The following is a 12,576-nucleotide window of genomic DNA, read 5'->3' as shown; positions in this document are numbered from 1 at the left end:
TCACAGCCTGACCACGACACGAAGGATCACACGATCACCGATACACCACGTCCCAGGACTTGACCCAGCCCGTCAGCCGACCCCGGTTATCGAGCGAGCGGAGCGAGTCGAGATGACGGCTCGCACGGGCGGGCGGCTTCAGGTCGGTCGCTTCGGCTCGCTGGCGCCCGGCCCCGAACGCGACGATGCCGCCCCCGCCGGAGCGGGAGCGGCATCGTCGTGAGACTCAGCGCAGGTCGAAGCGGTCGTTCTCCATGACCTTGGCCCAGGCCGCGACGAAGTCCTTCACGAACTTCTCCTTGGCGTCGTCCGAGGCGTAGACCTCGGCGAGGGCGCGCAGCTCGCTGTTCGCACCGAACACCAGGTCGACGCGCGAGCCCGTCAGGCCCGTGTTCGACGTGAAGGTGCGCTGGTCGTCCGACGGCGTCCACTCGATGCCGAGCTCGAGCAGGTTCACGAAGAAGTCGTTCGTCAGCACGCCCGGGGTCTCCGTGAAGACGCCGAGGTTCGAGCCGTCCCAGTTGTTGCCGAGCACGCGCAGGCCGCCGACGAGCACGGTCGCCTGCGGCGCCGAGACGCCAAGGTGGTTCGCGCGGTCGAGGAACAGGTACTCGCTCGGCAGCTTCAGGTAGCCGCTGTCGTAGTTGCGGAAGCCGTCGGCCACCGGCTCGAGCCAGGCGAACTGCTCGGGGTCGGTCTGCTCCTGCGTCGCGTCGACGCGGCCCGGGGTGAACGGCACCTCGACCTCGACGCCGCCGGCCTTCGCCGCCTGCTCGACGCCCACGCCACCGGCGAGCACGACCACGTCGGCGAACGACAGGCCCGACTCGGCCGCGATCGTCTCGAGGTGAGCGATGACCGGCTTCAGCTGCTCGGGCTGGTTGACGCTCCAGCTGACCTGGGGCTCGAGGCGGATGCGGCCGCCGTTCGCGCCGCCGCGCTTGTCGGACGAGCGGAACGTCGCCGCCGCCTTCCACGCGGTCGACACGAGCTGCTGCACCGTGAGGCCCGAGTCGAGGATGAGCTGCTTCGCCTTGGCGATGTCCGAGGGCTGCGTCGAGCCGCCGGTCGCGGGCAGCGGGTCCTGCCAGATCAGGTCCTCGGCGGGAACCTCGGGGCCGAGGTAGCGCGCCTTGGGGCCCATGTCGCGGTGGGTCAGCTTGAACCAGGCGCGGGCGAACGCGTCGGTGAACGCGGCCTGGTCGTCCTTGAACTTCCGCGAGATGCGGTCGTACTCGGGGTCGAACCGCAGCGCCAGGTCGCTGGTCAGCATGCGCGGCTCGCGCTTGCCGTCGGAGTGCGACATCGGCACCATGTCGGCGCCCGCGCCGTCCTTCGGCTTCCACTGCTTCGCACCGGCGGGCGACTCCATGAGCTCCCACTCGTACGCGTACAGGATGTGGAAGAACTCGTTGTCCCAGCGGGTCGGGTGGTACGTCCACGTCACCTCGAGGCCCGACGTGACGGTGTCCTCGCCGTTGCCGGTGCCGTAGCCGTTCTTCCAGCCGAGGCCCTGCTCCTCGATGGGAGCTGCCTCCGGGTCCGGGCCGAGCTTGTCGTCGGGGTGCGCGCCGTGCGTCTTGCCGAACGTGTGGCCGCCGGCGATCAGCGCGACCGTCTCCTCGTCGTTCATTCCCATCCGACGGAACGTCTCGCGGATGTCGCGTGCCGACGCGAGCGGGTCGGGGTTGCCGTTGGGGCCCTCGGGGTTGACGTAGATCAGACCCATCTGCACGGCGGCGAGCGGCGCCGCGAGGTCGCGGTCGCCCGTGTAGCGCTCGTCGTCCAGCCAGACCTTCTCGGGGCCCCAGTAGACGTCGTCATCCGCCTCCCAGACATCCGGGCGTCCGCCGGCGAAGCCGAAGGTCGGGAAGCCCATGGTCTCGAGCGCGACGTTGCCGGCGAGGATGAACAGGTCGGCCCACGAGATCTTCTGGCCGTACTTCTTCTTGACGGGCCACAGCAGGCGGCGCGCCTTGTCGAGGCTCACGTTGTCGGGCCACGAGTTCAGGGGGGCGAAGCGCTGCTGGCCGGCGCCCGCGCCGCCGCGGCCGTCGTGCGAGCGGTAGGTGCCGGCCGAGTGCCAGGCCATGCGGATCATGAACGGGCCGTAGTGGCCGAAGTCCGCCGGCCACCAGTCCTTGGAGTCCGTCATGGCGGCCGCGAGGTCGGCCTTCACCGCGGCGAGGTCGAGGCTGTTGAACGCCTCGGTGTAGTCGAAGTCCTCGCCCAGCGGGTTCGCGACCGCGGGGTTCTTGGCGAGGATCTTGAGGTTCAGCTTGTTCGGCCACCACTCGGTGTTGGCCGAGCCCATGGTCGGGTGGACGCGGCCGGGACCGGTCTCCTCGGCGCCGTCAGCGGGGCCGGTGCCGGGAAGGGCGGGTTCGCTGTCGACGGCGGCGGGCTGGACGGATCCGCCGGGGGAGTCGTAGCCGAAGGGGCAGGAGCCGGTGCTCTCGGTCATTTTCGCCTTTCGTGCGGGGATGGGACGGGAGGAAGGGGGATCAGGATGCGACGGGCGCCTCGGACGTGCGCGCCTGGCAGTCGGGGCACAGGCCCCAGAAGATGAGCTCGGCCTCGTCGACCGCGAAGCCGCGCGGGTCGGCGGGCATCATGCACGGCGCCGCGCCATGCTGGCACGCCACGTCGACGATGAGGTCGCACGAGCGGCACACGAGGTGGTGGTGGTTGTCGCCGACGCGCGACTCGTACCGCGCGACCATCCCGTGCGGCTGGATGCGGCGCACGAGGCCCGCCTCGGTGAGCGCGTGAAGCGAGTCGTAGACGGCCTGGTGCGAGACCGCGGGCAGCTGCTCGCGCACCGCGCGGATGACCGTGTCGGTGTCGGCGTGCGCGTGCCGGCCCACGGCGTCGAGCGTGGCGACGCGGGGCGCCGTGACCCGCAGCGCGGCGGCGCGCAGCGCCTGCTCCACGCCGGAGGCGTGCGCGTCAGGGGAGTGGGTCACGTGGGGCACCGATCGCTCAAGATTTGAATGATTCAAACTTAGCGGATGCCTCCGACATCCGTCGCCCGACCGCAGGATCACGCGGCAGACCCGGGCGTGTCATCCGGATCCGGCATCCGGATCATCCTTCCGATGTACGCGGATGCGTCGCGCGGGCGATGAGGAGCGGGGGTGCGGATCCGTAGCGTCGCAGTCATGGAGATCACGACCACCGACATGGGCCTCGCCGCCCGCGTGCAGAGCCTCACCAAGACCTACGGATCGGGCGACAACACGGTGCGCGCGCTCGACGACGTCACCGTCGGCATCCGCCGTGGCCAGTTCACCGCGATCATGGGCCCCAGCGGCTCGGGCAAGTCCACGCTGATGCACATCATGGCCGGCCTCGACGCCCCGACCTCGGGCCGCGCGTGGATCGGCGACACCGACATCACGGGCCTGCGCGACACCGAGCTGACGCTGCTGCGCCGCCGCCGCGTCGGCTTCGTCTTCCAGGCGTTCAACCTGGTGCCGACGCTCGACGTGCGCGGCAACATCCTGCTCCCCTTCGACCTGGACGGCCGCAAGCCGTCGGCCGAGGAGCGGGCGCGGATCGACGGCCTCGTCGACTCGCTCGGCCTGGGACCGCGCCTCGCCCACCGCCCGCACGAGCTCAGCGGCGGTCAGCAGCAGCGCGTCGCGATCGCCCGCGCCCTCGCCACGGCTCCCGACCTCGTCTTCGCCGACGAGCCGACCGGCAACCTCGACTCGCGCACCGGCCGCGAGGTGCTCGCCCTGCTCGCCACCGCGAGCCGCGAGCACGGGCAGTCGATCGCGATGGTCACGCACGACCCGATCGCCGCGAGCCACGCCGACCGCGTGCTCTTCCTCGCCGACGGCCGCATCGCCGCCGACAAGCCGCGCCAGAGCGCGGAGCAGATCTCGGCCCACATGCTGGCGGCCGAGGCCCCCGCGCAGGTGACGGCATGACCGCCGTGCTGCACCAGGTCGTCCCCGACACCTCGGGCACCGCTCCCTGGTACGCGCGGCTCGTGTTCCTCCGCGAGCGCGGCATGGGGGCGAGCATCCTGGTCGCCGCCATCTCCAGCGCGTTCGGCGTGCTGCTGCTGAGCGCGACCGGCTTCATCGGCGCGATGATCGCGCAGGATCCCTACATCGGCGACTCCCCGCTCGCGCTCGCGGTGATCTCCATCCTCGGCATCATCCTGCTGCTCGTCGCGCTCTACGTCGCGGCGGTCGTCACCGCCAACACGTTCTCGACCATCGTCGCCGGCCGCACGCGCCGGATCGCCCTGCTGCGCCTGATCGGCGCCACCGCGCGCTCGCAGCGGATCGAGGTCGCGCGACAGGGGCTCGTCGTCGGTGCGATCGGCGCCGCCATCGGCCTGATCGCCGGGATCGGGATCGCCGCGCTCGGCGTGGCCGTGGCCGGACGCCTCGTCGGCGCCGTCGAGTACGACGTCGCGCAGGCGTCGCTGCTGGTGCCGCCCGCGATCGTGGCGCTCACGACCTGGGCCGCCGCCTGGACCGGGTCGCGCCGCGTGCTGACCGTCACGCCGCTGCAGGCCCTCGGCGGATCCGTCGAGCGTCAGCACGACGAGTTCACCCGCCCCGCGCGCAGCGTCGCCTCGGTGGTGCTGATCGCCGGCGGAGCGCTGCTGCTCGGCCTCGGCGCGATGGTCGGGATGGCCAATCCGCTCGGCATCGTGCCGGCCTTCATCGGCGGGCTCCTGTCCTTCACCGGCCTCGTGATCGGCTCCACGGCGATCATGCCGCCCCTGCTGCGTCTCACCGGGCGCCTGTTCGGCGGATCCGCCGTCGCGCGCCTCGCGTCGGAGAACGCGCTGCGCTACCCCGAGCGGTCGAGCCGGATGGCGATCGGCGTTGTGATCGGCGTGACGCTGGTGACGATGTTCGCCGTCGCGGCCGAGACGGCGCAGCTCGTGATGATCACGAGCGCCGAGATGAGCGGCTACCCGCAGGATCGCCTGGTCGTGCTCGACCAGTTCGCGCTCGTGATGATGGTGCTCGTCGGGGTGTCCGCGGTGATCGCGGCCGTCGGCCTCGTGAACCTGCTCACGATCGGCGTCGTGCAGCGCCGCCGCGAGCTCGGCTTGCTGCGGGCGCTGGGGCTGTCGAACGCGCAGATCCGCCGGATGGTGCTGCTGGAGGCGACCCACATCACCCTCACCGCGCTGCTGTTCGGGCTCGTCCTTGGCGTCGCCTACGGCTGGGCCGGCGCGCAGTCGGTGCTCGGATCCGTGCCGCTGTCCATGGGGATCCCCGCGTTCTTCGTCGCCCCCGCGGTGCCGTGGCTCACGATCGGCGGCGTGGTCCTGGCGGCCGCCGTGCTCACGCTCGTCGCCGCGGTCACCCCCACGCGTCTTGCGACGCGCGCGGTCCCGGTCGAGGCCCTCGCGGCCGACTGATCACCCGCGTCCACCCACTCCGTGCGCCGAACCTGTCGGGGGTTCGGCGCACGGCTCTTCGCTTGTTGAGCGAGGAGCGCAGCTTCCTCTGTTCGTTGAGCGAGGAGCGAAGCTTCCTCTGTTCGTTGAGCGAGGAGCGCAGCTTCCTCTGTTCGTTGAGCGAGGAGCGAAGCGACGAGTCGAAACGCCCGCACATCCCCCTCGAGATGCCACGTGCGAGCGCAGCGAGCGTGCCGCGAAGCGGCCAACCAGCGCGCCCAGCGCTTCCCTCTGTTCGTTGAGCGAGGAGCGAAGCGACGAGTCGAAACGCAGGAACTCCCCGCCCTCAGATCCCCCGCACCATCCGCCGCTCGTGGAGCACGACCCCGCCGTGGCGCTCGTCCTTGGTGGCGCCATCGAAGGTGAAGCCGATCTTCTCGTAGAACCGGATGGCCCGGGCGTTGCCGTCCAGCACCCACAGGAAGGCGGGAAGCTCACCGATCGCCGCGTCGGCGAGCAGCTTGCCCGCTCCTGACCCGTGCCGTCGCGGGTGCACGTAGAGCGCCCACAGCTCGAGCGGCCACGGCGGATCGTCGCCGCGCGCCGGGCCGGATGAGCTGAAGCCGATGAGGTCGCCGTCCTCGAGCGCGACCCACGTTCGGCCCTGGGCCTTCGGGTTCTCAAGTGTCGTGCGCCACCGGGCCGCGCGGGCGACGATGTCGAGCCTGTCGAGCACCGCCTGCGGGATGAGCCCGGCGTAGGCGAGCTGCCAGGTGCGGATGTGCACCTCGCTCAGCCGGTCGGCATCCTGCGGCACCGCCCGCCGGATCTCGATCTCGCTCACTGCGCGGGATCCGGATCCGCCGGTTCCGGATCGAACGCCCACGTCGGCGCGAGGCGCTTGAGGCGGGCGCCGCGCCACTGCCACATCGCCCAGAGCGGGCCCCACAGTGCGGGAGCCGCGAGCCCGCCGATCACGAGCCGCTCGCGCCACAGCGTGCGGGTCGGATCGCCGGGCGCCGGGGCGACGGCCATCTGGTGATCCCAGACGTCGAGGCTCGCGAGGGGACCGGTGAGCGGGATGCCGCAGTCGCGCAGGATGCGCACCTCGCCGCGCGAGTCGGTCGTCGTCCGGTCGTGCACCGAGATCAGGTGCGCGCCGAGGCCCATGCCGAACGAGCTGTACCTGACGGGAGCGTCCGCGCCATCCGTCCACCGGGTCGGCAGGCCCTCGCTCGCCATGGATTCGACGCGCAGCAGGGGGCCGTACAGTTCGGCAAGGGCGGCGGGCGAGTGCAGGGCCCGCCAGGCCGCATCGGGATCGACCTCGAGCACCAGCTTCTGCAGGATCCGCATGTCGCCACTCTGTCATCCGCCCTCGGCCCGCGTCATCCTCCGCGCGGCAACCGATCGCTCCGGGAGAAGGCCCGGGTGTAACGCCGGATGACCCACCGCAGACCGCGCGGGATGCCTTCGTCATACGCTGATCGGATGAGCTCGCCGTTCGATCAGTCCACGTATCAGGTCCGTCTCGACTGGGGCGTCGAGGGGCTGCGCCGTCTCGCCGCCGCCGACATCTACGTCGTGGCGGATCCGATCCGGTACTCGTCGGGCGTGCTGAAGGTGCTCGCGAACGGCCACGACTTCGACATCGCCCGCTCCGACTGCCCGAACGGCGGCGCGATCACCAAGGAGCTCGCCGCCCGCGACGACGTCCCCGTGGTCTTCGCGGGCACGCTCGGCAACGCGACGGCGGTTGCGCGGGCGATCAAGAACGAGCAGGAGCGACGCCAGGCCCGCACCAGCGTCGCGATCATCGCCGGGGGCGAGCGCACACCCGAGGGCGACATCCGCTTCGCGGTCGAGGATCTGCTCGCCGCCGGCGCGATCATCGACGCGCTCGTGCCGCTCGGCATCGACCACTCCTCGCCCGAGGCGGTCGCCGCGGCCGAGTCGTTCGCGGCCCTGCGCCGGGGCGTCAAGCACCTGCTGACCGGATCCGGATCCGGTCGGGAGCTGGAGAGCGATCCGGATGCGCAGGCGGACGTGATCGCCGCGGCGAAGGTCGACTCCACCGACGTGGTGCCGGTGCTGCGCGACGGCTTCTTCGTCGCGCGGTAGACGGGCCGGCGCTACCGCGGGGTGGCCGCCGCCAATCGGGTCGCCGCGGTGATCTCGCGGCGCTCCCAGCGGAACTGGTGGCGGACGTCGAACCGCGGCGCGCACTTCACGCACGACATCGGCCGCGTCGGACGGCGGTGGCGGTAGGCGAGGTGCCCGGCGGGGCACGTCCCCACCCACGGGGCGAGCTCGTTCGCGGTCTCGCCGCGGTGGGTCGTGCCGCCGACGTACCCGAGCTCGCGCGCGACGCGCTTCCACGCGGGCCCGTGACCCGCGGCCGGCCCGGCGAGCGCGTGGGCCACCTCGTGCAGCAGCGTCTGATGGTTGGTGTCGTCGTCGTACCGCGCCGTCAGGTACCGCGAGACGGAGATGCGCTTGCGCGAGTAGTCGCACAGACCCGCGCGGCGCTTGGCGTTGTCGAAGCCGAACGTCCACGACGGATCCAGGTGGAGGTCGATGAGGGCCTGGGCCCACACCCGCACGCGATTCAGATCCGACACATCAGAAACGGTATCCGGGCCCACCGACATCCGCCCGCGGCGACGCTCCCTCCAAGCCCGCACAGCCCCGTCCCCCGCCCGCGCGGCACCGACCCCCCCCGGTCGTTGAGCGGAGCGAAGCGAGCCGAAACCGCCGGCCACGCGCAGGCTCATGAACCCGCCCGCAGGCTCATCCGCCCCTCGACACAACGCGCGTCACATCCTGCCTGTCCGCGGGCGATCCGGTTCGGAAAGCCGGACGCGTGTGCCGGATGAGGCGGGTGGGGTCCCAGGATGCGGGCGCGTCACGTCCATCCGGGATTTGGCACCACCGGTCGCCGAGCTCAGTCGAGCGAGCCGAAACCACCGGCCGCACGCAGGCTCGCACACCCGGGCGCAGGCTCATCCGCCCCTCGAGGTGACGCGCGTCACATCCTGCCTGTCCGCGGGCGCCCTGCGCAGGTCTCGCCCGCCCGCGCACCGGTGCGTTTGCCCGCGTGCAGGCTCATCCGCCCCTCGAGGCGACGTGCGTCACAAGCTGCCTGTCCACGGGTGCGTGCTGCGCCGAGCGAACCGGGTACCCGCGGACCGCTCACCCCGAGCGCGAGCCCAGGCCCGCCTGCGCACAGGCGCGCTTGCCCGGCGGCAGGCTCATCTGCCCCTCGACGCGACGCGCCATCCTGCCTGTCCGCGGGCGCATCCTGCCCCGCGAGCCGCTCACCCCGCTGCCGCCTCCGCCGCCGCCGGAACCGCCACCACCCGCGTCCGGGCGGCCACAACCGTCGCGACGAGGCACATGACGAGTCCGCAGGCGACGATCGCGCGCGCGTCGACGAGGCCGAGGGCTCCGGCCGCCGTCGCGGTGATCAGCACGCTCGGCAGCTGCATCAGCATGTTCACGGACGTGCCCACGCGCCCCTGCAAGCGCGACGGCGTCGCCACGTGCGACTCGGTGACGTAGGCGATCACGGCTAGGGTGACGCCGAGCCCGACCACGCCGAGGCCGGCGGCGAGGGCCCACACGCTGTCGCCGAGCATCGGGGCGATGCCGGCGGCGAGCAGCAGCGCGCCGAGCGTCAGCACCCACGGCCGTCCGATGCGCCGCATCAGCCAGGCCGCCGAGACGCCGGCGAGCAGCCCGCCGACGCCGGAGACCGCCTCGATGGGGCCGAGCCACGCGGGCTCGACGCCCATCCGCTCGAGCACGGCGAAGCCCACCGCGCTGGTGAACGCGGCGGTGCTGGAGAGCAGGATCAGCACCAGCGTCATCCGATTGAGCGGGCGCGTGTTCGCCAGGTGACGGAAGCCTGCGGTGACCGATCGCCAGAACGGGTCGCTGTCGTCCTCGATGGGCGACTCGGCGAATCGCAGCGCCGCGAACACGACCGCGGCGCCGAGGAAACCGCCGATCGCGACGGCGATGATCGGCAGCGGCCCGGTCCAGAAGTAGACACCGGCCGCAGCGAACGGAAGCGCGAGGCGCAGCACCTGGTCGATCGTCTGCAGGATCGAGTTCGCCGGACCGAGGTCGTCGTCCGTGAGCAGGTCGCGCAGGATGCCGCCGCGACATCCCGCGGTGCCGTACGAGACACCGGCGTAGAGGATGGTCGCCGCGAAGATCCACCACGTCTGCGAGGCATCCCGCACGAGCAGAAGCGGGGCGAGCGTCGCGGCGCCGGCGAGGTAGGTGACGCACAGCATCCGCCGGCGCGAGACGCGGTCGGCGATGCGCCCGAGCAGGGGAGAGAACAGCGCGGGCACGCCGAACACGGCGAAGACCAGTCCGCCGAGCGCCGCCTCGCCGGTGAGGTCGACGACCCACACCGCGAGGATCACGCCGAGCAGCGAGTCGGCGACGTTCGCGAGCGCCCATCCGACGACGACGCCGGCGAACAGGCGGCTGCGCAGGGTCGTCTGCGCGACGGCGGTGCTCATGACTGCGGATCCGTCCACGTCGCGGCGAGCAGGCGGACGTGGCGGGCGCCCTCCGGTCGCGTCGAGGGATCCTCGAACCGGCCCTGGAACGGCTCGGTGAGCGCGCTGATCCGGTCGCCCAGCTCGCGCATCTCCTCCGGGGTCGCCCAGAAGGTCGTGAAGCGCTGGGTCGACGCCTTCGTCCACTCGGGATCGTCGTCGGCCGCCTGCGCGTACCAGGCGTTCAGGCGCTCGACCGCGTCGTTGAGGAAGGCGGATCCGGCCGCGACCACGGCGGCGAACGCCTCGCGGCCGGCGGGCTCGGCGTCGAGCGTGATGCCCCGCTCGCGCATGCCGCGCCACGGCCGCTCGCGCCCGCGCGCCTCGCCGCGCTCGAGGTAGCCGTACTTCGCGAGCTGCCGCAGGTGGAACGAGCAGCTCGCGACCGACTCGCCCGTCGCCTCGGCGCACTGCGTCGCGGTCAGCTCGTCCCCGCCGCGGAACAGGTCGATCAGCCGGATCCGCAGCGGATGCGTGAGCGCCTTGATGTTCTCGGTCTGCGACACGATGCGCGTCCCGTCGCGGTGCAGGCGTGGCTCTTCCATGCCGCCAAGGTAGATCCTAAAGAAAGCTTTAGCAAGGGTTCTTTAGGGTTGGATGCCGGGCGATCCGGTTCGGAAACCCGGACGCGTGTGGCGGAAGTGGCGGATGGGGCCCCAGGATGCGCGCCCGTCAGTCCGTCCGGGTTCCGGCGCCACGGGGCGTTGAGGGAGCCGGAGCCACCGCCCGCGCACAGGCTCGCACGCCCGGGCGCGGGCTCATCTGTCCCGCGAGGCGACGTGCGTCACATCCAACCTGTCCGCGGGCGCGCCGCGCACGCCCTGCCCGCCCGCGCACAGGCTCGCACGCCCGGGCGCAGGTTCATCCGCCCCTCAAGGCAACGGGCGTCACATCCAACCTGTCCGCGGGCGTCGCGCGCAGGCCCCGCCCGCCCGTCCACAGGCTCGCGCACCCGCCCGCAGGCTCATCCGTCCCTCGAGGCGACGGGCGTCACATCCGGCCTGTCCGCGGGCGCCCCGGCCCCGGTCCGCCGGCGTCAGCTGGCGATGGTCGAGCGGTGGCGCTTGCGGTCGGCCGCCTCGACGCACTGCATCGTCGGCTCGAGCTCGGCGTCGCTCGCGCCGGCCTCCTGGCGCAGGAACAGCGTCTGCTTGAAGTCGGTGCGGGCGCCGTTGATGTCGCCGGCGTCGTAGCGGGTCTTGCCGCGGTGCTGCAGGGCGAACGCCGCGATGGAGTTCCAGCCCTGGCCCTCGGCCTCGTCCGCGCAGGTCGACAGCTCGTACTCGGCCGCGGCGTAGGCGCCGCGCCAGTGCTGCACCGACGCGTGCAGGATGCGGGCGCGCAGCAGATCCTTGCGGGTGCCCGACATCCGCGCGAGGCGCACCGCTTGCTCCGACAGCGTGAGGGCGTCGTCGAGGTCGCCGAGCACCTTCAGCAGCCACACCCGCTCGAGCAGTGCGGGCAGGCTGCGCTGCTGCCCGATCTCGGCGAGGCGGTCGCGGCACTCGGCGGGGTCGACGATCTCGCGCAGCGTCTCCGGGTCGTACCCGTGGATGTAGCTCACTGACGCACTCCCTTCCCGGCCGTGGCCCGTCAAGTGTCACCCGAGCCCCTCCGGATCCGCAGCAGGGCACGCCCAGGCTCCGCGGATCCGCTACCTCTCGAACAGGATCTCGCTGGGCTTCGGCGAGTCTGTCGCGTCGCCGTCGACGGCGGGTCGCGCGCCCTGGATGAACGCGTCGATCTCGCTTCCCTGGGCGACCTTCGCGGGGTGCGGCCCGGCCGCCATCAGCCGCGGCAGCCACTCGACCGGCAGGGGAGCGGCCGACGCCGCGATCACCAGGTTGCCGAAGCGGCGCCCCTTGAGCACCTGCACCTCGGCGAGCACGATCACCTCGGGAAGCACCTCGCGGATGGTCGCGACCTGTCGCCGCGCGAAGGCGAGCCCGGATCCGTCCGCCACGTTCACGAGCAGCACACCGGATGGCCCCAGCAGCGAGGCCGCCGCGCGGTAGAACTCGACGGTCGTGAGGTGCGCGGGAGTCTGTGCGCCTGAGTAGACGTCCGAGACGAGCAGGTCGACGGATCCGGTCATCGCCGCGGGGAGGCGCGACAGGCCCTCGCGGGCGTCGCCGATCCGGATCCGGATGCTCGCCCCGCGCGGAAGCGGCAGGTTCTCGCGCACCAGGTCGACGAGCGCCTGCTCGATCTCGATCACCTGCTGCCGCGATCCGGGCCGGGTCGCGTCGATGTACCGCGGGATCGTCAGCCCGCCCGCGCCGAGATGCACGGCCGTCAGCGGTCCGTCGGGCAGCTGATCGATGACGGCGCCCATCCGCGCGACGTACTCGAAGTGAAGGTGCGTCGGATCGGCCGGATCCACGTGCGACTGGGGCGTGCCGTCGACGTCGACCTCGAAGCCGTTCGCGTATGCGCTCGGGACGATCCGCGCGGTGCGCCCGTCGGACAGCCGCACGCTGGGCGTCTCCGCCTCGCTCTGCCGCTGCCGTCCCATAGCCCCAGGTTAGGCGGCTCCCTCGCTCGTTGAGCGAGCGGAGCGAGTCGAAACAGTGAGGATGTTTAGTGGGTTCCTCGGGGCGCGTTCTGACCTGAGTCGAAACTGACGCC

Annotated in this window: 12 protein-coding genes; 3 read left to right on the top strand and 9 right to left on the bottom strand. The window is 72.0% G+C overall.

Going from position 1 to position 12,576, the window contains the following annotated elements:
• Positions 1 to 226: 226 nt before the first annotated feature.
• On the bottom strand, positions 227 to 2,464 hold the full coding sequence (gene katG, locus ABD161_RS08170; protein ID WP_425560839.1) for a catalase/peroxidase HPI: 2,238 nt from the start codon (positions 2,462 to 2,464) through the stop codon (positions 227 to 229).
• 40 nt (positions 2,465 to 2,504) lie between these two features.
• Positions 2,505 to 2,966, bottom strand: a complete 462-nt coding sequence (locus tag ABD161_RS08165; protein WP_322783515.1) for a Fur family transcriptional regulator — start codon at positions 2,964 to 2,966, stop codon at positions 2,505 to 2,507.
• Between the two features lie 195 nt (positions 2,967 to 3,161).
• Here ABD161_RS08165 and ABD161_RS08160 point away from each other — a divergent pair, with 195 nt between their 5' ends.
• Together ABD161_RS08160 and ABD161_RS08155 are read left to right on the top strand one after the other, a co-directional pair.
• A complete protein-coding gene (locus ABD161_RS08160) occupies positions 3,162 to 3,935 on the top strand; it encodes an ABC transporter ATP-binding protein (protein ID WP_344001414.1) in 774 nt (257 codons plus the stop codon).
• Positions 3,932 to 5,395, top strand: coding sequence for an ABC transporter permease (locus tag ABD161_RS08155; RefSeq protein WP_344001412.1), 1,464 nt, complete (start codon positions 3,932 to 3,934; stop codon positions 5,393 to 5,395). The genes ABD161_RS08160 and ABD161_RS08155 overlap by 4 nt, the downstream gene beginning before the upstream one ends.
• A gap of 325 nt (positions 5,396 to 5,720) precedes the next feature.
• On the opposite strand, the gene ABD161_RS08150 is transcribed toward ABD161_RS08155, so the two are convergent.
• Both ABD161_RS08150 and ABD161_RS08145 read right to left on the bottom strand, forming a co-directional pair.
• Positions 5,721 to 6,218 carry a GNAT family N-acetyltransferase gene (locus tag ABD161_RS08150; protein ID WP_344001410.1) on the bottom strand — a complete coding sequence of 166 codons (498 nt, stop codon included), beginning with the start codon at positions 6,216 to 6,218 and terminating at the stop codon, positions 5,721 to 5,723.
• Positions 6,215 to 6,730 (bottom strand): hypothetical protein, encoded by a 516-nt coding sequence (locus ABD161_RS08145; RefSeq protein WP_344001408.1) that lies wholly within the window; start codon positions 6,728 to 6,730, stop codon positions 6,215 to 6,217. The genes ABD161_RS08150 and ABD161_RS08145 overlap by 4 nt, the downstream gene beginning before the upstream one ends.
• A 135-nt stretch (positions 6,731 to 6,865) precedes the next feature.
• Between ABD161_RS08145 and ABD161_RS08140 the strand changes: the two genes are divergently transcribed.
• Positions 6,866 to 7,495 carry a 2-phosphosulfolactate phosphatase gene (locus ABD161_RS08140; RefSeq protein WP_344001406.1) on the top strand — a complete coding sequence of 210 codons (630 nt, stop codon included), beginning with the start codon at positions 6,866 to 6,868 and terminating at the stop codon, positions 7,493 to 7,495.
• Between the two features lie 11 nt (positions 7,496 to 7,506).
• On the opposite strand, the gene ABD161_RS08135 is transcribed toward ABD161_RS08140, so the two are convergent.
• The 5 genes from ABD161_RS08135 to ABD161_RS08115 all read right to left on the bottom strand — a co-directional run bounded on the left by ABD161_RS08135 (position 7,507) and on the right by ABD161_RS08115 (position 12,463).
• A complete protein-coding gene (locus tag ABD161_RS08135; protein ID WP_135114393.1) occupies positions 7,507 to 7,995 on the bottom strand; it encodes a SprT-like domain-containing protein in 489 nt (162 codons plus the stop codon).
• A 696-nt stretch (positions 7,996 to 8,691) separates the two neighbouring features.
• Positions 8,692 to 9,909: an MFS transporter gene (locus ABD161_RS08130; RefSeq protein WP_344001403.1), complete on the bottom strand. Its 1,218-nt coding sequence runs from the start codon at positions 9,907 to 9,909 to the stop codon at positions 8,692 to 8,694.
• Positions 9,906 to 10,493 carry an ArsR/SmtB family transcription factor gene (locus tag ABD161_RS08125; RefSeq protein ID WP_344001401.1) on the bottom strand — a complete coding sequence of 196 codons (588 nt, stop codon included), beginning with the start codon at positions 10,491 to 10,493 and terminating at the stop codon, positions 9,906 to 9,908. Before ABD161_RS08125 ends, ABD161_RS08130 begins: the two co-directional genes overlap by 4 nt.
• Before the next feature lie 491 nt (positions 10,494 to 10,984).
• Positions 10,985 to 11,512 (bottom strand): hypothetical protein, encoded by a 528-nt coding sequence (locus ABD161_RS08120; protein ID WP_344001399.1) that lies wholly within the window; start codon positions 11,510 to 11,512, stop codon positions 10,985 to 10,987.
• Positions 11,513 to 11,602: 90 nt separating this feature from the next.
• Positions 11,603 to 12,463: a spermidine synthase gene (locus ABD161_RS08115; protein WP_344001397.1), complete on the bottom strand. Its 861-nt coding sequence runs from the start codon at positions 12,461 to 12,463 to the stop codon at positions 11,603 to 11,605.
• Positions 12,464 to 12,576 lie beyond the last annotated feature (113 nt).

The organism is Microbacterium paludicola, assembly GCF_039529675.1.
Classification (GTDB): Bacteria; Actinomycetota; Actinomycetes; order Actinomycetales; family Microbacteriaceae; genus Microbacterium; species Microbacterium paludicola.
The sequence above is the reverse complement of the archived record's forward strand: the minus strand, read 5'-3'. Positions and strand labels throughout refer to the sequence as shown.

Excerpts from the sequence above, each read along its gene's own strand:
- katG (WP_425560839.1), bottom strand. The coding sequence starts at position 2,464 with ATGACCGAGAGCACCGGCTCCTGCCCCTTCGGCTACGACTCCCCCGGC.
- ABD161_RS08160 (WP_344001414.1), top strand. The coding sequence starts at position 3,162 with ATGGAGATCACGACCACCGACATGGGCCTCGCCGCCCGCGTGCAGAGC.
- ABD161_RS08155 (WP_344001412.1), top strand. The coding sequence starts at position 3,932 with ATGACCGCCGTGCTGCACCAGGTCGTCCCCGACACCTCGGGCACCGCT.
- ABD161_RS08145 (WP_344001408.1), bottom strand. The coding sequence starts at position 6,730 with ATGCGGATCCTGCAGAAGCTGGTGCTCGAGGTCGATCCCGATGCGGCC.
- ABD161_RS08140 (WP_344001406.1), top strand. The coding sequence starts at position 6,866 with ATGAGCTCGCCGTTCGATCAGTCCACGTATCAGGTCCGTCTCGACTGG.
- ABD161_RS08130 (WP_344001403.1), bottom strand. The coding sequence starts at position 9,909 with ATGAGCACCGCCGTCGCGCAGACGACCCTGCGCAGCCGCCTGTTCGCC.
- ABD161_RS08125 (WP_344001401.1), bottom strand. The coding sequence starts at position 10,493 with ATGGAAGAGCCACGCCTGCACCGCGACGGGACGCGCATCGTGTCGCAG.
- ABD161_RS08115 (WP_344001397.1), bottom strand. The coding sequence starts at position 12,463 with ATGGGACGGCAGCGGCAGAGCGAGGCGGAGACGCCCAGCGTGCGGCTG.